The following is a 23,306-nucleotide window of genomic DNA, read 5'->3' on the forward strand; positions in this document are numbered from 1 at the left end:
TCAGTCCTTAGTGGTGAATGCCCTGACGGCCACTGCCGGCAGGAAACTGTGGGCCGCCGGGATGTGGGCGGCGCTGACCCTGCGGCGGAACACCCAGTAGGTCCACGCCTGGTAGACGATCACCAGGGGCAGGCCCACCGCTGCAACCACGCTCATGAGGCCGAGGGTGTAGTCGGAGGAGGAAGCGTTGGCGATGGTCAGGTCAAACGCCGGGTCGAGGGTCGATGGCAGCACCACCGGGAACACTGCGCCAAAGATGGATGCACTGCCCAGGAGCAGGAAGGCGCCCATCGCGATGAACGCGTGGCCTTCGGCTCCGCGCCGTGACTGGAACCATGCCGCGACGGCTGCCACTACGGCCAGGACCACCGCTGCCCAGGTCCACGGCTTTCCTTCCAGGAACTGGATGGCCAGTGCCCAGGCCGCCAGCGGAAGCAGCAGGACCGGCAGCAGCCGGACAAACCAGGCGCGCGCACGGTGCCGCACGTCGCCGTCGGTCTTCAGTGCAAGGAACGCCAGGGCGTGGAGCAGGGAGAATCCCACCACGGCCAGCCCGCCCAGGACGGCGTAGCCGCTGAACCAGGCCATGGCACCGCCTTCGCGGTCACCGTTCGCGTTAAGTGGCATTCCGGTGGTGGTCAGCGCCAGGGCAGCGCCGACGCCGAACGCGGCGAGGAAGGAGCCCAGGGCAATGGCCCAGTCCCAGCGTGCACGCCAGCTGTCGTTGTCCACTTTGCCGCGGTATTCGAACGCCACCGCACGGAAGATCAGGGCGACGAGGACCACCAGGAGGGGGAGGTAGAGGGCGGAGAACAGCGAGGCGTACCAGCGCGGGAACGCCGCGAAGGTGGCGGCGCCCGCCGTAATCAGCCAGACCTCGTTGCCGTCCCAGACGGGGCCGACCGTGTTCAGCAGCACCCTGCGTTCGGTGTTGTTCCGCGCGAACAGCTTCATCAGCATTCCGACGCCGAGGTCAAAGCCCTCAAGGAAGAGGTAGCCGGTCCAGAGCACCGCAATGATGATGAACCAGACTGTGGGCAGCAGTTCCATATCGAATATCCTCTGGTCTTCTTAGTAGGCGAATGCCAGGACGTCGTCGGCAGGTTTGGCGGTGCCGGTGCCGTCGGGGCCCGGGGTGGCGTCCTCATTCTCATCCACCGGGGCATTCGCCAGTTCCGGCATGGCGGAGACCACTCCGCCGCGGATGTACGTGACCAGGAGTTTGACCTCCACAACCAGGAGGGCGCCGTAGACAGCGGAGAGGACGATGAGTGACGTCAGCAGCTCGCCGGCCGACACGCCAGGCGAGACGGCCGCCGCGGTGAACATGAACACCTGGTCAATGCCGTTCAGGTCCGGGTTGGGCGCCACGACAAACGGCTGCCGGCCCATCTCGGTGAAGATCCAGCCCGCGGCGTTGGCGCCGAACGGGGCCAGGATTCCGAAGACTGCCAGGCGCATCAGCCAGGGCGACGCGGGGACGGTGCCCTTCCTGGTCAGCCAAAGGGCGACGAGCGCGGCCAGCGCAGCGAGTCCGCCGAAGCCGATCATCATCCGGAAGCCCCAGTAAGTGACTTCCATGACGGGGACGTACTGGATTTCCTGGCCGGCCCGCTCGCCGTAGATCGGGTTGTCCGGCAGGTGGGTTCCGTAGTCGGCCTTGTACTGGTCCAGGAGACCGTTGACGCCCCTGACTTCGGTGGTGAAGTCGCCGTTGGCGAGGAAGGACAGGATGCCGGGGATCTCGATCACGGCAACGATGTCATCGCAGTTCTTGGAGCCGAGGTTTCCGACGCTTAGGACTGAGAAGCCGGTGCCGTCGTGGCAGGCGCCTTCGGCGGCTGCCATCTTCATGGGCTGCTGCTCAAACATCAGCTTGCCCTGCAGGTCGCCGGTGAGGGAGGTGCCGGCGAAGGAGATCATGGCGACGACGGCACCGATCCGCAGTGAGCGGATCCAGACTTTGTAGTCGGTCTTGTCGCGTCCGGGAATGGCTGCTTCCCCGGGAACCACTTTGCCGTCAGGTCCGATGGTGTCGATGCCGTCCTTGCGCCTGCGCCAGAGGTGGTACCAGGCGATGCCCAGGAGGAAGCCGCCCGCCACGGCCAGGGCCCCCATCAGGGTGTGCGGGAACGCCACCAGTGCGGTGTTGTTCGTAAAGACGGCCCAGGCGTCCGTCATGACGGGGCGGCCGTCGATGATTTCTGCGCCGACCGGGTGCTGCATCCAGCTGTTGGCCACAATGATGAAGTAGGCGGAAAAGACCGATCCCACCACCGCTATCCACAGGCAGGCCAGGTGGATGGCCGGCTTCAGCTGCTTCCAGCCGAAGATCCACAGCCCCAGGAACGTGGACTCAACGAAGAACGCCAACAGCGATTCCAGTGCGAGCGGAGCCCCGAAGACGTCACCCACGAACCGGCTGTATTCGCTCCAGGCCATGCCGAACTGGAACTCCTGAACGATGCCGGTGGCCACGCCCATGATGAAGTTGATCAGGAACAGCTTGCCCCAGAACTTGGTCATCCTGAGGTATTCGACCTTGCCGGTGCGATGCCAGATGGTCTGCATCACGGCCACCACCAGGCCCAGCCCGATGGTCAGGGGCACCATCATGAAGTGGTAAACGGTGGTGATGCCGAATTGCCAGCGTGCGATTTCCAGAGCTTCCACAGCAGTCCCTCGGGTTGGCGGTTCAACTCTTCTACGGTTCGTAGAACAATGACTTCTACACAGTGTAGAACAATCGACGGGCAGTGTTGCAACCAAGAGTTCCACCTCACCCCGGCCCTCACAAGGCCGCGCCGCGCCCAGTGTTCTACCGGACGTAGAAACTTAGCCAAAAAACAGGTAAATTTGGTTATGTATCTGTAGCGAAGAATATGCAGGCACCGCGGCGCTCCGCCACGGATGCGGGAACAAGAAGGATGTAGCAATGGCAAGTCTTGGGGAACTGGAACGGGCAGTGATGGATCTGCTCTGGGCGGGCCACGAAGCAGCCACCGCAAATACCCTGCGTGACAAACTGGCAACCAGCACGGAGGCCAAAGGGGACGCGGCCGGCCATGAGGGCAAGGAGCTTGCCGTCACCACCGTCCTGACCGTGCTGTCCCGGCTGGAGAAGAAAGGCCTTGTGGAGCGGGAACGCGGCACCAGGCCGCACCGCTACCAGGCGGTTTCCAGCCGGGAAGAACACACAGCCGAACTGATGCACGAGGTGTTGGGCTCCGCCCCTGACCGTGAAGCTGTGCTGGCGCAGTTCATCGGGTCTGTTACCGAAAGCGAAGCCGAAACACTGCGCAAACTGCTCGGCCACGTCTAGCGGGCCAATGTTCTGGACCTCATACCTGCTGGCGGTCCTTGCGATAGTGCTGGCGTGGCCAGTGCCTATCTTTCTTTCCCGTGCCCGGTGGCCGGCCCGGTCGCCCTTCACCGCCATGCTCCTCTGGCAGGCGATTGCGCTTGCCGGCGGGCTCTCGATGATCGGCGCCATGCTGGTTTATGGCCTGGAACCGGTGGGCGACAACCTGATCGCCGGCCTGCGTGCCCTCGCGGGCATGGTGCTTTTTAATGCGCCCACCACGGCACTCGGCTTCTGGCATCTTTTTGCCCTCTCCGCCGCAGCGCTGCTGACCGCACACCTGGTCTTCACCCTGCTGCTCACGTACTACAAGATCGAGCGCCAGCGGCGGCGCCACCGTGAGCTGCTGGCCCTCCTGGCTTCGCCTTCCGCAGAGGGGGCGGGAACCGTGGTCATCAACCATGACTCCCCTGTGGCCTACTGCCTGCCCGGCGGGGCGCGCTCGGTCACTGTGCTCTCCGACGGCCTGATGGCAGCCCTTGAACCGGCCGAGCTGCGGGCAGTCCTGAGCCATGAGAACGCCCACCTCAACCAGCGCCACCACCTTCTCCTGTGGGCCTTCGCCGCTTGGCGCCAGGCGCTCCCCTGGCTACCCACCACCAGGCTGGCCCAGGAGTCAGTGAACTCGCTGATCGAGATGCTGGCTGACGACGTGGCGCTGAAGACGGAGAGCCGGGCAACCCTCATCAAGGCCATCGCGATCGTGGCCAGCGGTTCGGCGGGGGGCGGGGCTTTCCGGCCGGCCGCCCAGGCAGGCCTTGCGCTCGACGGGCTGGAGGCCGCGGCGGGTGTTACAGGCTCCGACGCTGCCCGCACCACTGCCTCACGGGTCAGCCGGCTGCTCTCACCGCAGCCTGAACTCACTCCCACAGCCCGCGCCACCGTGCAGGTGGGCTGCGTCCTGCTGCTTGCCCTGCCCACGGCCCTGCTGATCGTGCCGGGCCTGCTGGGCTGAGCGCGCCGGACTGGTCAGGCGTCGATCCGCTCCCGGTCCAGGCTGGAGGCGCCAGCGATGATGAAGTCCTTCCGGGGCGCCACATCTGAGCCCATCAGCAGGTCGAAGGTGTCCTCGGCCTGCTTGGCGTTCTCGATGCCCACCTTGCGCAGGGTCCGGTGCCGCGGATCCATGGTGGTTTCCGCCAACTGTTCGGCGTCCATTTCGCCGAGTCCTTTGTACCGCTGGATCGGCTCCTTGTAGCGCTTGCCTTCCCTGGCCAGCCGGGCGAGCAGCACGTGGAGTTCCGCTTCTGAGTAGGTGTAGATCATCTCGTTGGCCTTCTGGCCCGCATTGATCACTTCGACGCGGTGCAGCGGCGGGACGGCGGCAAAAACGCGCCCCTCATCGATCATGGGGCGCATGTACCGGAAGAACAGGGTCAGCAGCAGCGTCCGGATGTGGGCGCCGTCGACGTCGGCATCCGTCATGAGGATGACCTTGCCGTACCGGGCGGCGCTGATATCGAAGCTGCGGCCCGACCCCGCACCCACCACTTGGATCAGGGCGGCACATTCTGCGTTGGAGAGCATGTCCCCCACAGAAGCCTTCTGGACGTTGAGGATTTTGCCGCGGATGGGCAGCAGCGCCTGGAAGTCCGAGGAGCGCGCCAGCTTTGCCGTTCCCAGCGCGGAGTCACCTTCGACGATGAAGAGTTCGGAACGCACGACGTCGTCCGTCCGGCAGTCAGCAAGCTTGGTGGGCATGGACGACGTTTCCAGGGCGTTCTTGCGCCGCTGCGTTTCCTTGTGGACCCGCGCGGAAATACGCGATTTCATCTCGCTGACGATCTTCTCGAGCAGCAGGGCGGAGTGGGCCTTGTCGTTGCGGTTTGCCGAGTTCAGCTTTGCGGTGATCTCCTGCTCCACCACCTTTGCGACGATGGCCCGCACTGCCGAGGTGCCAAGGATCTCCTTGGTCTGGCCCTCGAACTGCGGCTCGGCCAGCCGGACCGTCAGGACAGCGGTCAGTCCGGCGAAGATGTCATCCTTTTCGATCTTGTCGTTGCCCGCCTTGAGCTTGCGGGCGTTGGCTTCCACCGCTTTCCGGAACGTCTTGACCAGGGCCTGCTCGAAGCCCGACTGGTGGGTTCCGCCCTTGGGAGTGGCGATGATGTTCACAAAGGTGCGGACGGTGCTGTCATAGCCGATCCCCCAGCGCAGCGCCACGTCCACTTCGCAGTCACGCTCAACCTCGGCGAGCTGGCTGTGGCCGCGCTCATCGAGGACCGGCACGGTCTCCTTGAACTTTCCCGAGCCGTGGAGACGCCAGATGTCGGTCACGGCGGGGTCTGCGGCGAGGAAGTCGACAAACTCCGAGATGCCGCCGTCGTGGTGGAACACCTCCTCGTGGGGACCTGCTTCCCCCGGAGTGCCGGCCAGCCTGCGTTCATCGCGGACTGTGAGCTTGAGCCCGGGAACCAGGAATGAAGTCTGCCGCGCCCGGGCGGCCAGTTCGTCGTAGGAGAACTTTGCGTCGGGCGTGAAGATCTGGCGGTCAGCCCAGTAGCGGATCCGCGTTCCCGTGACGCCGCGTTTTGCCTTGCCCACAACGTCAAGCACCGAGCCGTCCACAAACGGCGCGAAGGTCGCGGCGGGATCGATCCTGCTGCCCTGGTCCTTGAAGCGTCCGGGTTCACCTCGGCGGAACGACATCTTGTACGTCTTGCTGCCGCGGTCCACTTCCACATCCAGGCGGGCGGACAACGCGTTCACCACGGAAGCGCCGACGCCGTGCAGGCCGCCGGAGGCGGTGTAGGAACCGCCGCCGAACTTGCCGCCGGCGTGCAGCTTCGTGAACACCACCTCGACGCCGGTGAGTCCCGTCTTGGGTTCGAGGTCCACCGGGATGCCACGGCCGTCGTCGTGGATTTCCACCGAGTTGTCCGCATGGAGAATGATTTTAATGTCGTGCCCGAAGCCCGCCAGCGCTTCGTCCACGGAGTTGTCAATGATCTCCCACAGGCAGTGCATCAAGCCGCGCGAGTCGGTGGAGCCGATGTACATGCCGGGACGTTTGCGGACGGCTTCGAGGCCCTCCAGGACGGAAAGGTGCCGGGCGGTGTAATCAGAACTTGGTGCCACGGGTGGTGAACTCCTTCAGTGACGGAACAGCTGGCGCTGCGGACGCTCGTTCAAGCCTAGTCGGCGAGGGCGCAGAGGACCTGCTGCCACACCTCGCCGGGGCTGTGGCCGAGGCCACTCGTGACGTTCCCGTGACCCAAATCCGCAGCTTGAGACACTCTTGTGGCTACGCGGTCAGCGAACTTGACCCGTCCTTGCGACGGGATTGATACGAATGCTGGTTATATAGACATACAGATCTACTAAGGAGGCCGACATGACAACAGCAGTGGCAGACCGCACACTCAACGCACTGGACCGGTGCGATCGTTGCGGGGCTCAGGCATACGTCCGCGTTGTACTAGAGACCTCCGGCGGTGAGCTGCTCTTCTGCGGCCACCACGCCCGTGCAATCGAGGCCAAGCTCCGGCCGTTGAGCTCCGATTGGCACGATGAGACGGGCAGGCTTCACGAGAAGGCTCCCGTAGCCGTCGACTGACCTCACAATTACATGAGCAGGACCCCCTCCCTCGGGAGGGGGTCCTGCTTTGTCTTAAGTTCCGTCACCAAAAGGCACAGGTGCTGCGAAAAGAAAAGCGGGGTCGGTTCCCGCCCGGCATCCTCGGATGCACGGGCGGGAACCGACCCCGCGTTGCGTGGGCCTGATTTAGTCCAGGTAGTCCCGCAGCACCTGCGACCGCGAGGGGTGGCGGAGCTTGGACATGGTCTTGGATTCTATCTGGCGGATACGCTCGCGCGTGACGCCGTAGACCTTGCCGATTTCGTCTAAGGTCTTCGGCTGGCCATCGGTGAGGCCGAACCGCATGGCCACCACACCGGCTTCGCGTTCCGACAGCGTGTCCAGCACGGAGTGGAGCTGCTCCTGCAGCAGCGTGAAGCTCACGGCGTCGGCGGGGACCACCGCTTCGGAGTCCTCAATGAGGTCACCGAACTCGGAGTCGCCGTCCTCGCCAAGGGGGGTGTGGAGCGAGATGGGCTCGCGGCCGTACTTCTGGACTTCGACGACCTTTTCGGGGGTCATGTCCAGTTCGAGGGCAAGCTCCTCCGGCGTTGGTTCGCGGCCGAGGTCCTGGAGCATCTGGCGCTGCACGCGGGCCAGCTTGTTGATGACTTCCACCATGTGCACCGGGATGCGGATTGTCCGGGCCTGGTCGGCCATGGCACGGGTGATGGCCTGGCGGATCCACCACGTGGCGTAGGTGGAGAACTTGAAGCCCTTGGTGTAGTCGAACTTCTCCACTGCACGGATCAGGCCCAGGTTGCCTTCCTGGATCAGGTCCAGGAACAGCATGCCGCGGCCGGTGTAACGCTTGGCCAGCGAAACCACCAGGCGAAGGTTGGCCTCGAGCAGGTGGTTCTTGGCACGCTTGCCGTCATGGATGACAAACTCAAGCTCACGCTTGAACTTGGCGTCCATGGAACCGTCGTCGGCGTTGATCTTTTCTTCGGCAAAGAGCCCGGCTTCGATCCGGAGCGCCAGGTCGACTTCCTGCTCGGCGTTGAGCAGCGCAACCTTACCGATCTGCTTGAGGTAGTCCTTGACGGGGTCGGCCGTGGCACCGGCGGACATTACCTGCTGGACGGGGGCGTCGTCGTCGTCGGCGTCCGAGTAGACAAAGCCCTTGCCGGTGGCTGCTGATGCCGCCTTGGCGGCGTCAATCTCGGCGTCTTCGCCGGCATCGGCGCCCTCGATCACAGCGTCGTCGAGGTCTTCGACGTCGTCGTCGTCGGAATCCGATGCGCCACGGGCGGCTTTTCCGGCTGCCTCGGCAGCAGCTTTGGCACCGGGCTTGGGCCCGCGCTTCTTGGGCTCAGGCTTGCCGTCGACGGCGGTGTCACCGGCGGTGGCATCCTTGACGGCCTTGTTGGCTGCCCGCGTCGCTGCTCGCTTGGCGTTCGTTGCAGCCTGCTTATCCTCAGGGGACAAGACGTCCTGGGTGGCGGGATCCTTCTTCGCGGAAGACGGGGTCACAGAAAACCTTTCTAGCGGCGGTCTGTGGAATCACCATACGGGCAACACCACTATGACCCTGTCAAGTCCGTGATCAACATCAGGCGCAAACCACGGCCGGCAGAGCCTACAAGTAGAACTGCCGGGGCGGCTGTATTGTTCCCGTCAGGGACCATTACATGCACTTGATACACGGACCCAACCGGGTCTCGGCATCCATTGTCTCACGGTTTTCCCGCATAAGGCTCAAGAAGCGGCCGGAGCTAGGCAGCATCCGTTTCGAATCGACGCCAGGCAGCCTCCTTTCGGGCAGCCCAGCCGCACAGGGTTCCGCGCCGCACCAGTTCCAGCATGAGCTCGGCAAGCCGGTAGCCAGGTTCTTCGTCAAGGGCCCGGCCGAGATACACGGCAGCGTACGATCCCCTCCCCCGGCACCATGCAATCCAGCCGCGGCCGGTCAGGGCAGCAGCGCCTGGCTGTCCACCGCACGCCGAAAGCTTTTCCAGGATGGCATCCAGACTGTTCAAGCAGCCCCAGGCAGGAACTTCGGGCTCCAGTCCCAGCAGGACCTCGCCGTAACCCGGCACACCGCCCCCACCCGCGGAGGCGCTTCCCGGGGCGCCCTTGCCCAGGCCCACGGGACCAACCGGCGCCAGGTTGCAGCCGTCTTCGAAGATGCCAAACGCTTCGGCACCCCCAAGGGCCGCCGGCAGGCCAGCCGCGGCCATGACGAAGACTGCATCACGCCAGGCGGGGACGCGCAGGGAGGCCCGCAGGAACGCGAGATCGTTCGGCGGCAACTCTTGGCCGGTGCAGCTCAGGACGGAGCCCCACTGGGCCAGGAGGCTGTGGAATTGTTTCCTGCTCCCCCGGCGCCGGTCCAGTTGCGCCGCCCAGGCGTCCTCCGAGGCCAGGACTGCGGCCCGCTCCTCAGCGGATACCGCGGCCGCTGGAAGGGTGCCGTTCTCGGGCGCCGGCCCCACGCTGCTGCCGCGGTAGACCATTTCGGCGTTCAGCATGCTGTCCCGGATCACCTGCACCGGCATGCCCGGCATGGGGCAGCACAGCAGGTCAGTGCAGTTAGCGCTCCGCCAGTAGTCGTCTCCTACGTACCACGCGTCGCGTACGGTCATGCCCTCGGCGTCGAGAAGGCTTTCCAGGGCGTCCAGGAGACCCCGGTAGGTGCCCGGCGGTTCCATCCAGCCATGGTTCGTGAAGATAGCCAGTAGTGCGCCGTCGGCATTCCGGTCGGCCGAGAGGTAGTCGCGCACGGTCCGGGCGTAGTCCCGCGGGTCTGCGAGCGTTTCGGGGCCGGGGAGGTCAAGCCGCAGGGTCGCTCCGAGGCGTTTGCCCTGCATGGTCATGGCCACCAGACTGTCTGCGGGCCAGTACCCCAGGGTATGTGGAATGAACCCGAGGATGTCTTCAGGGCCTCGGACGGTCAGGTGTTCTGGAGGTTTCATGACTCCAGCTTTGGGCCGGCGCCCCCAACGTTGTAGTCCCCGGCCCCGCTATGTCAACAACCGCCTCGGACAGGCAGATGTGGAGGACAAGTGCCGGTCCTATTCCGTGTTGTCCTGTCGCCGGCGCTGGGCCAGGCTGGCCCGTCGCTGCTGTGCCATGGCCCGAAGCAGCGGGGCCACCACCACACCCTGCGCCGCCATCTGATGCCGCACCTTACGGCGGGTCCGGAGCATCATGACTCCCCCGAACCCGAGCAGCAGGAAGTGCACGCTCAAAGCGATCCGGAAGGGTTCAAGGCCGTACAGTTCGCCGCCGGAATAGCCGCTTGCCAGGAGGACGTCCAGCACGAAGCCGATCAGGAAGATCGCCACCAGGGCTGCGATGAATCCGCCCACGTTGACGATCCCCGTGGCAGTGCCGATCCGGTGTGCGGGATTGAACGTCCGGGCGAAATCAAAGCCGATCATGGACCCCGGCCCGCCAACCGCCAGCACCACCACCAGGATGGCGAGCAGCCACAGCGGAGACCGGCCCGGCGTCACCAGAACTGCTGCCCACGCTGCTGCCGTAGCGCCGGATATCAGCAGCACCATGGTGGACCGGCGGAGCGGGTGCCGGGCGACAAAGCTGCCGATGAAAGGGCCGGCGGCGAGTCCGGCGGCAACATACAGGGTCATCAGTCCTGCCACCGTTCCCGAGTCCAGACCCTGCCCGGAGATGAGGAACGGGTAGCCCCAGGTCATGGCGAACACCGTGCCGCTGAACTGGATGGTGAAGTGGCTCCACATCCCCAGCCTGGTCCCGGGCTGGCGCCAGGCGCTGGCAAGTGAGACGCCGGTTGCCCGCAGGCCCCGCTGGACCTCGGGGGTCACGGTTCCCGGCGGCTGGTCCTGCAGGAGGACCACCACCAGGACCACCGCCAGTCCGGACATGCCGGCGAGCATCAGGAAACCGGGGGTCCAGCCGAAGGAATGCAGCACAAAGGCGAAAGGCAGCACGCTGAAAAGCTGTCCCAACTGGCCGGACATACCCGTCAGCTGGGTGACCAGGGGAACCCGCGCCGGGGCGAACCACAAAGGAATCAGGCGGATTACGGAGATGAATGTCATGGCGTCACCGGCACCCACCAGCACCCGCCCCGCCACGCCGCCGGGAATGCTCTCCGCAAAAGCGAGCTGGAGCTGGCCGAGGCCCATCAGGACGGCCCCGCCGGCGATCATGGCCCGCGAGCCGAACCTGTCCACCAGCACGCCGACCGGGATCTGGAGGCCTGCATAGACCAGCAGCTGCAGCACGGTGAAGAAGGAGATCGCGGAGGCGCTGGCATCAAACCGTTCGGTGGCTTCAAGTCCCACCACGCCGAAGGACGTGCGCTGCGAGACCGCCACCAGATACGCGAAGATACCGATGGTCCAGATCAGCCAGGCTCGGGGGGAAGTCACCCCCTCATTATGCCCGGGCTGCGGCGCGGACCATGGCAACCGTCTGCCAGGCGGACACACGTGCCCGGCCGGGCAGCTGCAGTCCGGGCCGTTGCCGGACAACGGTGAGACGGCAGCCGGACAGGCTAGAGGCCCGGGTTCTCGCGGGCGAGGTACGCCTCGACGGCGGCGCCCAGTTCATCCCCGTTCGGCAGTTCGTCGTTCTCATCCGCCAGGAGTGAGCGCCGCACGGTGCCGTCGGCCTTTTCGTCGTACCGTTCCTCGAGCCGGGAGACCACCTGCCGGACGTCTTCAGAGGCTTCCACCTGCTCGCCGATCTGGCGGGCCACTTCCCGGCCTGCTTCGCGCAGCCTGTCGGTGGGAAGCATCAGGGACGTGGCGGCGCCCAGGAATTCGAGTCCGGCAACTGCGGCGGTGGGGTATTCCGCTTCGGCCAGGTAGTGCGGGACGTGGATCACGTACCCTGCAACGTTGCGTCCGGCGTCCACGAGCCGCAGTTCCAAAATGTGGCCCACCGCTGCCGGGACGTCCACCGTGGGCTTCCAGACGGAGATGCCCTCGATAAGTTCAGGGCGGTTGCCATGGACGGTGACCCCCACAGGCCGGGTGTGCGGCACGGGCATGGGGATGGAGTGGATCCAGGTCACGAGGTTCACATCGAGCTTCTCCACAATGCCGACAACCGCGCGTGCGAACCGCTCCCACTGCAGGTCGGGTTCGAACCCTGCCAGCAGCAGGAACGCGTTGCCGAGCCCGTCCTTGAGTTTGTACAGAGCCAGCTTCGGCGCCTGGTAGTCCTGCAGATGGTCTTCGACGAAGGAGATGTGGGGCCGTCGCGACCGGTAATCGATGAGCTGGTCGGCATCGAACACTGCCACCGTTTCAGCATCGAGGGTGTCCAGCAGCTCCGCGTTGATCTGCTTCACCACGTGGCCGGCGTCGGCAAAGCCGGTGAAACCCATCACCAGGTTCAGCCCGCGGAGCGCCGGGCTGTGGAACAGCTCGATGTTGCTCGCGTAGAGCGCATCGGGGTCCAGCAGTGAGCCGGAAATCCGTTCAAGCACAGCGTCTTCCTTTCCAGGATTCGGGTGGGTAATTTGTACAACGCTGCCGGTCCCCCCGGCATTCCGTTCGCGGGTGTGGCGCAGGTCTCAGGAGATTCCGCTCCCGCGGCCACCAAGGGCTACGATCGACAAGTGGCCTGCCGGACGGGCTAAGCCGGCACCCCGGCCACGTCGCGACCGGACGATTTCCATGGCCAGCGCCAGACATCCATTCCTGCGCGAACAGCCTTTTCGAGAATTGAGGACTTTACCCCGTGGTCAAGAATACTGAAATCAACCTTAGTACCCTCGCCAAGGACCTGAAGAGGGCCAGCAGTGACGCCGTTGTCATCGGCGTGGGACAGGGCACCGACGGCCCCGTGCTGCTCGAGAACCCGCTGACCGCCAAGTCAGCCGAGGCGCTGACTGATTCCCTTAAGGTCCTGGGGATCACGGGGGCCGCCGATCAGGCGGTCAGGCTTCCCGGCCTGCCTGAAACCGGAGCCGGCGTGCTTGTCCTGGCAGGCGTGGGCAAGGTCGCGGCCGGCCAGCCGCTGTCCGAAGAAGCACTCAGGCGCGCTGCCGGTTCCGCCGTCCGCCAGTTGGCCGGACTGCCCACCGTTGTCTTGGCGTTCCCGACGACGGGAGTCGCCGACGTTGCGGCAGTCGCCGAGGGTGCCGCACTGGGCGCTTACGCCTTCACCGAGCACAGGTCCACCAGCGATGGACTGAAGGATCCGGTCCGCAACGCGGTGATCTACACGGACGTGGCGTCAGGCGACGAACTCAGCGCAGCGTTGAAGCGCGCGGGCCTGATCGGCCAGGCAGTTAACGCCACGCGATCGCTGGTCAACCAGCCGCCAAGCCATCTCTACCCCGAATCATTCGCCGAGGCCGCGAAGGAACTGGCCAAGGGCCTGCCCATCAAGGTGACGGTCTGGGATGAGAAGCGTCTGGAGAAGGAAGGCTTCGGCGGCATCATGGGCGTGGGCAAGGGCTCCACCCGCCAGCCGCGCCTGGTGAAAGTGGAGTACTCCCCCGCAAAAGCGACAAAGAAGATCGCCCTCGTCGGGAAGGGAATCACTTTCGACACCGGCGGCATTTCCTTGAAGCCGGCCCTCGGCATGGGTGACATGAAGAGCGATATGGCGGGCGCCGCCGTCGTACTTAACACTGTGCTGGCAATTGCGCGTCTTGGCCTGCCCGTCAAGGCAACCGCCTGGCTGTGCATCGCCGAAAACATGCCCGGTGGTGCGGCATCCCGCCCCGCCGACGTCCTCACCATGTTCGGCGGCAAGACCGTTGAGGTGCTGAACACCGACGCCGAAGGCCGCCTGGTCATGGCGGACGGCATCGTCGCAGCCAGCCGCGAATACCCGGATGCCATCATCGACGTCGCCACGCTCACCGGCGCGCAGCTTATTGCCCTCGGAAACCGCACAGCGGGGGTCATGGGCTCGGACAGCGTCACCGCCCCGCTCAAGGCCGCCGCCGACCGCGCCGGCGAACTGGTGTGGCCCATGCCGCTGCCCGAGGAGCTGCGCCCGAGCATCGACTCGCAGGTGGCGGACCTGGCCAACATCGGCGAACGGCACGGCGGCATGATGACCGCTGCGGTCTTCCTGCGCGAGTTCGTGGGCAAGGGCAAGGACGGGGAACAGATCCCCTGGGCCCACATCGACATTGCCGGCCCGTCCTTTAACAACGGCAGCCCGTACGGCTACACCCACAAGCAGGCCACCGGCTGCACTGTCAGGACCCTGGTGGCCTACGTGGAGGATGTCCTCGCGGCAGCCTGACCACGTTCCGGTCTGTGACGCGGCTTTGTGCCGGCGTGATCCGTCGGGCACATAGCCGCGTGACACTGGACACAAGCGCTCCACAAACGCAGCGGCGAGGTGGAGCATGGATAAGTGGTTCGCTAAGGTAAACCACGGTAGTCACAAATGAAAGAGAACCTGCCTGCTGGCATAATCACGGCAGTACAAGTTCCAAGACCAGATGATGCGCAAAGCTCGCGTCATCGTTCACGCGAGGGAGCGTCTAAGTGGCCGATCAGGCAACTGCGCAAGAATTCGACATCCTGGTACTCGGCGGCGGAAGCGGCGGCTACGCCACCGCCCTGCGGGCCGTTCAGCTTGGCTTCACCGTTGGTCTCGTTGAAAAAGGCAAGCTCGGTGGAACATGCCTGCACAACGGCTGTATCCCCACCAAGGCCCTGCTGCACTCCGCTGAGCTGGCCGACCACGCCCGCGACTCCGCAAAGTACGGCGTGAATGTCACCCTGGACAGCATCGACATCACGGCTGTCAACGCTTACAAAGACGGAATCGTTGCCGGCAAGTTCAAGGGCCTCCAGGGCCTGATCAAGTCCAAGGGCATCACGGTCATCGAAGGCGAAGGCAAGCTGACCGCCCCGGACACTGTCACGGTCAACGGCACGGCCTACAAGGGCAAGAACATTGTGCTCGCCACCGGCTCCTACTCGCGCACTCTGCCGGGCCTGGAAATCGGCGGCAAGGTCATCACCTCCGACGAAGCCCTCACCATGGATTACATCCCGAAGAGCGCCATCATCCTGGGCGGCGGCGTCATCGGCGTCGAGTTCGCTTCGGTGTGGAAGTCCTTCGGCGTCGACGTCACCATCGTTGAGGGCCTGCCCTCGCTGGTCCCGAACGAGGACGCAACGATCGTGAAGAACTTCGAGCGCGCCTTCAAGAAGCGCGGCATCAAGTTCTCCACCGGTGTGTTCTTCCAGGGCGTCGAGCAGAACAACGACGGCGTCAAGGTCACCCTGGTGGACGGCAAGACCTTCGAAGCGGACCTGCTCCTCGTTGCTGTGGGCCGCGGCCCCGTCACCGCCAACCTGGGCTACGAGGAAGCCGGCGTCACCATTGACCGCGGCTTCGTCATCACCAACGAGCGCCTGCACACCGGCGTTGGCAACGTCTACGCCGTCGGCGACATCGTCCCCGGCGTCCAGCTGGCCCACCGCGGCTACCAGCAGGGAATCTTCGTCGCCGAGGAAATCGCAGGCCTGAAGCCCGTCATCGTCGAGGACGTCAACATCCCCAAGGTCACCTACTCGGAACCCGAAATCGCCACCGTCGGCTACAGCGAGAAGGCCGCCAAGGAGAAGTTCGGCGAGGACCAGGTGGAAACGCAGGAGTACAACCTGGCCGGAAACGGCAAGAGCTCCATCCTGGGCACCAGCGGCCTGGTCAAGCTGGTCCGCCAGAAGGACGGCCCCGTTGTGGGCGTACACATGATCGGCGCCCGCATGGGCGAGCAGATCGGTGAAGCGCAGCTGATCGTGAACTGGGAAGCCTACCCCGAGGACGTGGCCGCACTGGTCCACGCCCACCCCACCCAGAACGAGTCCCTGGGCGAGGCCCACCTCGCACTCGCGGGCAAGGCCCTGCACGGCTAACAGCCCCCCGTTTCACCGCAAGACATCAGGGTTTGGTGCACCCGGCTCATTCTGCCGGGTGCACTAAGCTCGAACAGGCAGCAATCATCCGCACTAAAGATCAATAAGGAGAACGGGGACGACATGTCTGAATCCGTTAACTTGCCCGCCCTCGGTGAGAGTGTCACCGAAGGAACCGTCACCCGCTGGCTCAAGCAGGTAGGTGACCGGGTAGAGGTGGACGAACCGCTGCTCGAGGTTTCCACCGACAAAGTAGACACTGAAATCCCCTCTCCAGTAGCCGGCATTATCGAGGAAATCCTCGTAGCCGAAGACGAGACCGCCGAAGTAGGCGCTCCCCTGGTCCGCATCGGTGACGGTTCCGGCGGCGGGTCAGCCCCCGCAGCAGCACCCGCCGCAGAAGAAGCCCCTGCCGCGCCGGCAGAAGAAGCACCGGCAGAGGAGGCTCCCGCCGCACAGGCTGAGGAAGCTCCTGCCGCAGAGGCCCCGGCCGCTTCCGGCGGCGAAAGCCACGACGTCACCCTGCCTGCCCTGGGCGAAAGCGTCACCGAAGGAACCGTCACGCGCTGGCTGAAGGCCGTGGGCGACACCGTCGCCGTCGATGAGCCGCTGCTCGAGGTTTCCACCGACAAGGTTGACACCGAGATCCCCTCCCCTGTTGCCGGCACGCTCCAGGAAATCCGGGTCAACGAGGACGAGACTGCCGAGGTTGGCGCCGTCCTCGCCGTCATCGGCTCCGGCGCGGCAGCCCCTGCGGCTGCAGCCCCGGCTGCACCCGCAGCACCCAAGGCCGAGCCTGCAGCACCTGCTGCTGCGCCTGCCCCCGCCCCGGCCGCCCCCGCGGCACCGAAGGCAGAAGCGGCTCCGGCTCCCGCAGCACCGAAGGCAGAAGCGGCTGCCCCCGCTGCCGCACCGGCGCAGGCTGCAGAGTCCGCCGGCGGCGAGTCCGGCTACGTCACCCCCCTGGTCCGCAAGCTGGCCAACCAGCACGGTGTTGACGTCTCCGCACTGTCCGGCACCGGCGTCGGTGGCCGCATCCGCAAGCAGGACGTTCTCGCGGCCGCAGAAGCCAAGGCCGCCCCGGCAGCAGCTCCTGCCGCCGCCGCGGCAAAGCCGTCCGCCGCTCCTGTGGTTGCTTCCTCCCTCCGCGGGACCACGGAGAAGGCTCCCCGCATCCGCCAGGTCATCGCCCGCCGCATGCGTGAGTCGCTGGACCTTTCCGCCCAGCTGACCCAGGTGCACGAGGTCGACATGACCCGCATCGTCAAGCTGCGGACCGCAGGCAAGGATAACTTCCTTGCCACCAACGGCGTGAAGCTGACTTACCTGCCGTTCATCGCCAAGGCTGTAGCCGAGGCCCTGAAGCAGCACCCGAAGCTGAACGCCGAGTACAACGAGGAAACCCAGCAGATCACCTACCACAACGCCGAGCACCTGGCGATTGCGGTGGACACCGAAAAGGGCCTCCTGGTTCCCGTGATCTCCAACGCCGGCGACCTGAACCTTGGCGGCATCGCCGGGAAGATCGCCGACGTCGCCTCCCGTACGCGCCAGGGCAAAATCGGTCCTGACGAACTGTCCGGCGGCACGTTCTCCATCACCAACATCGGCAGCGTCGGGGCACTCTTCGACACCCCGGTCATCAACCAGCCGAACGTCGCCATCCTCGGGACCGGTGCGATCGTCAAGCGCGCCGTAGTGGTGGCCGATGAAAACGGCGACGACTCCATCGCCATCCGCTCCATGATGTACCTGTCGCTGACCTACGATCACCGCCTGGTGGACGGCGCTGACGCAGGCCGCTTCCTCCAGACCCTGAAGGCACGCCTTGAAGAAGGCGCCTTCGAGGCAGAACTGGGCCTGTAACGCCATTACCCGACAGAGACCGGGTCAATGCAGGGCACCTTCCCGCAAGGGAGGGTGCCCTGCGGCGTTTACCGACAGCTTGTCGCTAAGCTGAAGGCATGGACATTCTCAAATACTTCCTGGTCTTCCTGCACATCCTGGGCGCCGCCGCGATCGTCGGTGGCTGGTTCGCCACCTTCAAGAAGCCCACCGTCCTGCCGGTGCAGCTGTACGGCGCCATTGCGCAGTTAGTTACCGGACTGGCACTCGCAGGAATCGCGGGCGCCACCCATGATCCCCTGAACTACGGCAAGATCGCGGTCAAACTGGTGATCGCCGTCGTTGTGCTAGTCGCCGCCGTCATCGGGTACCGCAAGGCCACTTCCGGTGCGGGCGTCTCCAAAGGCCTGGCACACGGCGTTGGCGGGATGGCACTTATCAACATCGCAGTCGCCACGCTCTGGAACTGATCACCCAAGCACCACCCACGACGGCGGCCCTCCCCTCATGGGGGAGCGCCGCCGTCGAGGTTTAATCACCGCATGCGGTCATAATCCTCTGAGAGCGGACACTCCGTGCATGCGTGCAGACGAATCCCTAGGATGGGAACCGGCGGGGGCGGCAACGGCCGGCCCCGGTTCGTATCGACTTTGAGGAGTGGACATGGCAGCAACACGCACCGCACACACAGTATGGAACGGCGACCTGATGTCAGGGGCGGGTCAGACCACGCTGGACAGCTCCGGCCTGGGCACGTTTGACGTCACCTGGAAGGCGCGCACCGAGGCCGCCGAGGGCAAGACCAGCCCCGAAGAACTGATCGCAGCAGCCCACGCGAGCTGTTTCTCGATGGCATTCAGCAACATGCTCGCCCAGGCGGGCCACGCCCCCGAGGAAGTAAACACCAAAGCGGACGTCACCTTCGTTCCTGGCACCGGCATCACCGGCAGCCACTTGACCGTGTCCGCGAAGGTCCCTGGCCTCTCCGAAGAGGAATTCCAGCGCATCGCAGGCGAGGCCAAGACGGGCTGCCCCGTTTCCGGCGCACTCGCCAGCATCGAGATCACCATGGAAGCGACCCTCCAGTCCTGATCTGCCCGGCGGCGTAAAACGCCGCTGAACCGCGACAAAAGGCCCTGCCCCCGCCGGATGACCGGATGGGAGCAGGGCCTTGTGTCTGTGCTGCGACGCCGTCAGCCGCCGTGACGGCGGGCCGGGAGCGGCCCGGGCAGCAGGCGGCGGTAGCCTTCACGGGCCGGCGGACGGTCGGTGGGCAGTTCCTCGATCATTTCCCTCAGCGCGCCGATACCGTATTCCAGCTGCGGGTCCCGCCCGGCCGCGTAAGCGTGCGGCGGATACGTGACCTCGATGTCGGGATCCACGCCGTAGTTTTCGACGGACCAGCCCACTCCACCGCCGAACCAGGTGGCGTAGCGCGGCTGGGTGACGCCGGTGCCGTCGGCCAGCGAGAACCTGTTATCGATGCCCACCACCCCGCCCCAGGTCCGCGTGCCGATGACAGGCCCGATGCCCCGCAGCTTGGACACCTGGGTGATGATATCGCCGTCGGACCCGGCAAACTCGTCGGCGAGGATGATCACCGGACCCCGCGGGGCGTGATGCGGGTACGTTCGCGGGCGTTCCCCGCGCGGCATGCTCCAGCCGGTGACCTTACGGCCGATCAGCTCGGCCACCAGCTGCGATGTGTGGCCGCCGCGGTTGCGCCGGACGTCCACAATCAGCCCGTCGAGGGCCGTTTCGGTGTCCAGGTCACGGTGCAGCTGGGCCCAGCCGTTGGCCATCATGTCCGGGATGTGGAGATACCCGTAGCGTCCGCCCGATGCCTCCCGGACAGTCCGGCGGTTCGCTGCCACCCACTCCTGGTACCGCAGGCGCTCCTCGTCCTTGACCGGGACGACGGCGATGCGCCGCTGCTTCCCTGCTTCGGCTCCGTGGCCGGGGCCGTTGCGCAGCGTAAGCTCCACGGCGCGCCCGGCTGCGCCGACCAGCTGCATCGCCGGTGTCACCGTGCCGGACAACGGTACGCCGTCAATGGCGAGGAGCACGTCCCCGGCCATGGCGGCAGCACCCGGGCGGGTCAGCGGCGAGGTGGCCAGCGGATCGGACGACTCTCCCGCCAGGATGCGCGTGATCTCCCAGCCCGCAGGGGTGGAGGCCAGGTCAGCGCCCAGCCGTCCCTGGCCGTTGCTGCCGTTTTCCGTGACCATTGCGGGCCTGACGTAGGCGTGGGACGTGCCCAGCTCCCCGTGCAGTTCCCAGAGCAGGTCCACCAGGTCGTCATGCGAACCCAGCCTGTCCACCAGCGGACGGTACCGCTTGTGGATCGATTCCCAGTCCTGGCCGGCCATGTCCTCCGCCCAGAAGAAATCACGCTGCAGGCGCCAGGCCTCGTCAAAGGCCTGGCCCCAGACGCTGACGGGGTCCATCATCACGCGGATCCGGCCCAGATCAACCTTGACCAGCTGCCCGGCTTCCTCGTCCGCCTTGGCGGCGGAAGGAACAACGCTGACCTGCTTGTCGCTGATCAGCACTACCTTTTGGCCGTCTTGGGAGAGCCGGTAGCTGTCCAAAGCCTCAACGAGCGTGGCGGGCTTGCGCCGTGCGAGGTCGAAGCGGACCAGGCTGGGGCGCGCGTCCTTGTCTTCCCGGCTGGCCTTGCCGTCGCCCGTGACGCCTGCGAGAGCCCAGTCGAGCCACAGCAATGCACCGTCCGTGGCTGTCAGCGCGGTGTAGTTGCCCTGCGGTACCGGGACGGTGATGACGCGGTGCGCGAGCCCTTCCGGATCCACCTGCACCGGGGCTGCTCCTGCCTCGTCGGTCTTTTGGTCCGCGCTGGCGGCCGGCGCCAGGTCGACAGCCGGACCAAAGGGCGACGGCGTGGCCGCCGCGAGTGCTACGAGGTAGGGCTTGATGGGGCTGGGGAACGAAAGGTCGAACGAGTGTCCGTCGTAGACCGGGTCAAAGCTGCGGTTGGACAGGAACGCCAGGAACTTCCCGTCCGGCGTGAAACTCGGCGATTGGTCGCAGAAGCGTCCGTCCGTGACCTCAACAATTCCCTTGCCCGGCTCCGCCACACGTGCCAGCCGCAGCCGGCTCCGGGAGCCGAACGACGTGACCGGTTCAGACCAGGCTAGCCACTGTGAATCCGGCGACCATGCCAGCTCCGCGATGGTGCCCTCACCGATGCTGGTGACCGGTGACAGCTCCCCCGTGGCCGCGTTGGCAACGTACACGTCGCCGAAGGAGGTCCCCACGGCAAGCCACTTGCCGTCCGGGCTTGCTTCCATGGCGCTGGCGCGCGACGGCTTCGGAAAGGCGATGCGGGACGCGCCGTGGCCCGGCGCGTCGCTCGGTGCAGCGCCGGTTTCGCCGTCGGCAGCACCGGCATCGGGGTTAGTCCCGGCCGCAGCGGGGACGGCTTCGTTGGAGGGGGCGTCGTCGGGGATCACGACGTCGGCAGTCACCACGCCGGCCGGGCCGGCGGCCGGAACCGGGCTGGGAAGCGGCGGGGCCAGTTCCTCCGGTGCGGCTGCATCACGGGTGGTCACCGCAGCGGCAGGAACCGCGGGTGCGGCCGCTGCCGCGACGGCACCCTGAGGTGCGGCAACGTCGGCGGCGATTTCCCTGATGTAGATGGCCTCCACACCCTCGTGGTCGGCAACGTAGGCGAGCCGTCCGCCGTCGAGCGGTCTGGGCAGCCGCGCCCGGACTCCGGGGGTGGCTTCGACGATACGGGAAGGTCCGTCCTTGTGCCGGATCCAGTGGACGGTGCCGTGGGCCTCGACGGCGCTGGCGGATCCGCTCGCGTCCGGGACCACCTCACCCAGGTGCTTGGCGGCCTTCAGCAGGCCCGGGCGCCGCGACTGCGACGCCGAGCCCAAGGTGATGTCGAGTCGGACAGCCTCCGAGGACAGGTCATGGAGGACCCAGAGCTCGCCTGCGGATTCGAAGACCACGCGTTCGCCGTCGCTGGCGGCGTGCCTGACGTAGAAGTCCTCATGGTCCGTGTGACGGCGCAGGTCACCGCCGCCGGGAAGCACCGAGTAGAGGTTTCCAAACCCTTCGTGGTCGGAGAGGAACGCGACCCGCCCCTTGACCCACATCGGGTCGGTGAGGTTTCCGTCCAGTTCGGGAACCAGGCGTTCGAACTCGCCGTTCCCGTCAGCATCAATCCACAGTTTGCCGGCGGTTCCCCCACGGTAGCGCTTCCACCAGGCTGGCTCCCGGGAGAGCACGCTGGCCAGGACAACCGGCCGTTCGTCGCCGACCTCCGGGCCAAAGGCCACGGACTCCACGGGACCGAAGGGGAGCTCTTCGGCCCAGCCGCCCTCAACGGGCAGGCTGTACGCGTAGGTGTGCCGGCTTTCGGCCTGGCGGAAGGCGCTGGTCACCACTACGTCACCCGCGGCGGTAAAACCCTTGACCTTGGTGGTGCCGTGGCCGAAATAAGTCAACTGACGGTACCCACCGCCGTCGACCTCGGCCGAAACAACTTCCGGGGCTGTCCCTTGGATCACAGTCCAGACCAGCCGTTTGCCGTCCGGCGTGAAGCGCGGGTTGCGTGCGGGCAACTGCAGTGACGAAACACGCCACGCCCGGCCACCGCTGAACGGCGCGATCCAGACGTCGTCCTCTGCAACAAACGTGACCAGATCGCCGTGGACATGCGGAAATCGGAAGTAGCTCGAAGAAGTCATCGTTCGATCATAGTCAACCCCCGCTGACGTCCCGGGGAGGTACGGCGGTTCCGTCAAAGGTTGGGTCGTGGTGAGATGGATCATGCACATCGTCATAGCCGGAGCCTCCGGGCTGATCGGGACACAGTTGTCCGCAACGCTGCGCGGAGCCGGCCATGAGGTGGTTACCCTGGTCCGCCGCAAACCCTCCTCGCCCACTGAAATCCAGTGGGATCCTGCAGCCCACAGCCTGGACCCGGCGGCGCTGGCCAGCGCTGACGCGGTGATCAACCTGTCCGGCGCCGGGATAGGCGACCGTCCGTGGACCAGCGCCCGGATCAAGGAGTTGCTCAGTTCACGGCTAAGGGCAACGCACACCCTGGTTGAGGCCATGGGCAAGCTCGATGACCCGCCGCGGGCCTTTATCAGCCAGTCCGGGGCTGATTTTTACGGCGATTCGGGGTCTGCGGAGCTTCGCGAAGACGCCTCGCCGGGTTCCGGCATCCTCGCCCAAATCTGCGTGGAGTGGGAGGCCGCCGCCCACCGGGCCCCAGCCGGCGTCCGCGTAGTCACCACCCGTTCCGGAGTTGTCCTCAGCCGCTCAGGCGGCTCGATGGGACGGCTGTTGCCGCTGCTTCGGCTCGGCGTGGGCGGTCCGCTGGGCAATGGCAGGCAGTACTGGCCCTGGATTACTTTGCCGGATATCAGCGCCGCTCTTGAGTTTCTGGCGCGCTCGGACATTCACGGCCCGGTGAATGTGTGCGCCCCCCAGGAAACGGACATGAACTCATTGATCGCGGCGCTGGCCTCAGCGCTGCACCGTCCGGCCTTTTTCCGGGTGCCGGCACCGGCACTCCGGCTGGTCATGGGCAAGATGGCCGACGAACTCCTGCTGTCCGGCAAGCGGATGGAGCCGGCTGTCCTGAAGGCAGCAGGTTTCCGGTGGCAGCATCCCTCCCTTGATCAGGCCGCAGCCTGGGTTGCCGGACGCTAGC

The 23,306-nt window shown here is 65.7% G+C and carries 17 protein-coding genes; 9 read left to right on the forward strand and 8 right to left on the reverse strand.

What is annotated here, in order from left to right; genetic code table 11:
* Together cydB and IAQ70_RS08565 are read right to left on the reverse strand one after the other, a co-directional pair.
* Complete coding sequence (gene cydB, locus IAQ70_RS08560; protein ID WP_190988884.1) at positions 1-1,050, reverse strand: cytochrome d ubiquinol oxidase subunit II; 1,050 nt, start codon at positions 1,048-1,050, stop codon at positions 1-3.
* 21 nt (positions 1,051-1,071) lie between these two features.
* Entirely contained in the window at positions 1,072-2,673 is a 1,602-nt protein-coding gene (locus IAQ70_RS08565; RefSeq protein ID WP_190988885.1) for a cytochrome ubiquinol oxidase subunit I, read from the reverse strand.
* Positions 2,674-2,935: 262 nt separating this feature from the next.
* On the opposite strand from IAQ70_RS08565, the gene IAQ70_RS08570 reads away from it, so the two are divergent.
* Positions 2,936-3,322, forward strand: coding sequence for a BlaI/MecI/CopY family transcriptional regulator (locus tag IAQ70_RS08570; protein WP_190988886.1), 387 nt, complete (start codon positions 2,936-2,938; stop codon positions 3,320-3,322).
* Positions 3,323-3,329: 7 nt separating this feature from the next.
* Positions 3,330-4,316 (forward strand): M56 family metallopeptidase, encoded by a 987-nt coding sequence (locus IAQ70_RS08575; protein ID WP_190988887.1) that lies wholly within the window; start codon positions 3,330-3,332, stop codon positions 4,314-4,316.
* 14 nt (positions 4,317-4,330) lie between these two features.
* Here the strand turns inward: IAQ70_RS08575 and IAQ70_RS08580 are convergent, their stop codons facing one another.
* Entirely contained in the window at positions 4,331-6,439 is a 2,109-nt protein-coding gene (locus IAQ70_RS08580; protein ID WP_190988888.1) for a DNA gyrase/topoisomerase IV subunit B, read from the reverse strand.
* A gap of 256 nt (positions 6,440-6,695) precedes the next feature.
* On the opposite strand from IAQ70_RS08580, the gene IAQ70_RS08585 reads away from it, so the two are divergent.
* Positions 6,696-6,917 (forward strand): DUF7455 domain-containing protein, encoded by a 222-nt coding sequence (locus IAQ70_RS08585; protein ID WP_190988889.1) that lies wholly within the window; start codon positions 6,696-6,698, stop codon positions 6,915-6,917.
* Between the two features lie 168 nt (positions 6,918-7,085).
* Here IAQ70_RS08585 and IAQ70_RS08590 read toward each other — a convergent pair whose 3' ends face one another.
* The 4 genes from IAQ70_RS08590 to IAQ70_RS08605 all read right to left on the reverse strand — a co-directional run bounded on the left by IAQ70_RS08590 (position 7,086) and on the right by IAQ70_RS08605 (position 12,360).
* Complete coding sequence (locus IAQ70_RS08590; RefSeq protein ID WP_190988890.1) at positions 7,086-8,411, reverse strand: RNA polymerase sigma factor; 1,326 nt, start codon at positions 8,409-8,411, stop codon at positions 7,086-7,088.
* A 242-nt stretch (positions 8,412-8,653) separates the two neighbouring features.
* Entirely contained in the window at positions 8,654-9,853 is a 1,200-nt protein-coding gene (locus tag IAQ70_RS08595) for a DUF4192 domain-containing protein (protein ID WP_190988891.1), read from the reverse strand.
* A 99-nt stretch (positions 9,854-9,952) separates the two neighbouring features.
* Positions 9,953-11,296, reverse strand: coding sequence for an MFS transporter (locus IAQ70_RS08600; RefSeq protein WP_190988892.1), 1,344 nt, complete (start codon positions 11,294-11,296; stop codon positions 9,953-9,955).
* 125 nt (positions 11,297-11,421) lie between these two features.
* On the reverse strand, positions 11,422-12,360 hold the full coding sequence (locus IAQ70_RS08605; protein WP_190988893.1) for a proteasome assembly chaperone family protein: 939 nt from the start codon (positions 12,358-12,360) through the stop codon (positions 11,422-11,424).
* Between the two features lie 254 nt (positions 12,361-12,614).
* Here IAQ70_RS08605 and IAQ70_RS08610 point away from each other — a divergent pair, with 254 nt between their 5' ends.
* The 5 genes from IAQ70_RS08610 (at position 12,615) to IAQ70_RS08630 (ending at position 18,706) form a co-directional block, all read left to right on the forward strand.
* Positions 12,615-14,138 (forward strand): leucyl aminopeptidase, encoded by a 1,524-nt coding sequence (locus IAQ70_RS08610; RefSeq protein ID WP_190988894.1) that lies wholly within the window; start codon positions 12,615-12,617, stop codon positions 14,136-14,138.
* Positions 14,139-14,386: 248 nt separating this feature from the next.
* Positions 14,387-15,769, forward strand: coding sequence for a dihydrolipoyl dehydrogenase (lpdA, locus tag IAQ70_RS08615; RefSeq protein WP_190988895.1), 1,383 nt, complete (start codon positions 14,387-14,389; stop codon positions 15,767-15,769).
* 123 nt (positions 15,770-15,892) lie between these two features.
* The gene (gene sucB / locus IAQ70_RS08620; RefSeq protein ID WP_190988896.1) at positions 15,893-17,635 is read left to right on the forward strand and encodes a 2-oxoglutarate dehydrogenase, E2 component, dihydrolipoamide succinyltransferase; all 1,743 of its coding nucleotides are present in this window, start codon (positions 15,893-15,895) and stop codon (positions 17,633-17,635) included.
* A gap of 98 nt (positions 17,636-17,733) precedes the next feature.
* On the forward strand, positions 17,734-18,084 hold the full coding sequence (locus IAQ70_RS08625) for a hypothetical protein (RefSeq protein ID WP_190988897.1): 351 nt from the start codon (positions 17,734-17,736) through the stop codon (positions 18,082-18,084).
* Positions 18,085-18,277: 193 nt separating this feature from the next.
* Positions 18,278-18,706: an OsmC family protein gene (locus tag IAQ70_RS08630; RefSeq protein ID WP_190988898.1), complete on the forward strand. Its 429-nt coding sequence runs from the start codon at positions 18,278-18,280 to the stop codon at positions 18,704-18,706.
* 101 nt (positions 18,707-18,807) lie between these two features.
* On the opposite strand, the gene IAQ70_RS08635 is transcribed toward IAQ70_RS08630, so the two are convergent.
* Positions 18,808-22,332, reverse strand: coding sequence for a S41 family peptidase (locus tag IAQ70_RS08635; protein ID WP_190988899.1), 3,525 nt, complete (start codon positions 22,330-22,332; stop codon positions 18,808-18,810).
* A gap of 82 nt (positions 22,333-22,414) precedes the next feature.
* Here IAQ70_RS08635 and IAQ70_RS08640 point away from each other — a divergent pair, with 82 nt between their 5' ends.
* On the forward strand, positions 22,415-23,305 hold the full coding sequence (locus IAQ70_RS08640) for a TIGR01777 family oxidoreductase (protein WP_190988992.1): 891 nt from the start codon (positions 22,415-22,417) through the stop codon (positions 23,303-23,305).
* Position 23,306 lies beyond the last annotated feature (1 nt).

The sequence above is a fragment of the Pseudarthrobacter sulfonivorans genome (genome assembly GCF_014712225.1).
In the GTDB taxonomy this organism is placed as follows: domain Bacteria; phylum Actinomycetota; class Actinomycetes; order Actinomycetales; family Micrococcaceae; genus Arthrobacter; species Arthrobacter sulfonivorans.

What these genes read in the sequence shown, in the direction of transcription:
- cydB (WP_190988884.1), bottom strand. Translation starts at nt 1,050, where the DNA reads ATGGAACTGCTGCCCACAGTCTGGTTCATCATCATTGCGGTGCTCTGG.
- IAQ70_RS08570 (WP_190988886.1), top strand. Translation starts at nt 2,936, where the DNA reads ATGGCAAGTCTTGGGGAACTGGAACGGGCAGTGATGGATCTGCTCTGG.
- IAQ70_RS08575 (WP_190988887.1), top strand. Translation starts at nt 3,330, where the DNA reads ATGTTCTGGACCTCATACCTGCTGGCGGTCCTTGCGATAGTGCTGGCG.
- IAQ70_RS08585 (WP_190988889.1), top strand. Translation starts at nt 6,696, where the DNA reads ATGACAACAGCAGTGGCAGACCGCACACTCAACGCACTGGACCGGTGC.
- IAQ70_RS08595 (WP_190988891.1), bottom strand. Translation starts at nt 9,853, where the DNA reads ATGAAACCTCCAGAACACCTGACCGTCCGAGGCCCTGAAGACATCCTC.
- sucB (WP_190988896.1), top strand. Translation starts at nt 15,893, where the DNA reads ATGTCTGAATCCGTTAACTTGCCCGCCCTCGGTGAGAGTGTCACCGAA.
- IAQ70_RS08625 (WP_190988897.1), top strand. Translation starts at nt 17,734, where the DNA reads ATGGACATTCTCAAATACTTCCTGGTCTTCCTGCACATCCTGGGCGCC.
- IAQ70_RS08630 (WP_190988898.1), top strand. Translation starts at nt 18,278, where the DNA reads ATGGCAGCAACACGCACCGCACACACAGTATGGAACGGCGACCTGATG.
- IAQ70_RS08635 (WP_190988899.1), bottom strand. Translation starts at nt 22,332, where the DNA reads ATGACTTCTTCGAGCTACTTCCGATTTCCGCATGTCCACGGCGATCTG.
- IAQ70_RS08640 (WP_190988992.1), top strand. Translation starts at nt 22,415, where the DNA reads ATGCACATCGTCATAGCCGGAGCCTCCGGGCTGATCGGGACACAGTTG.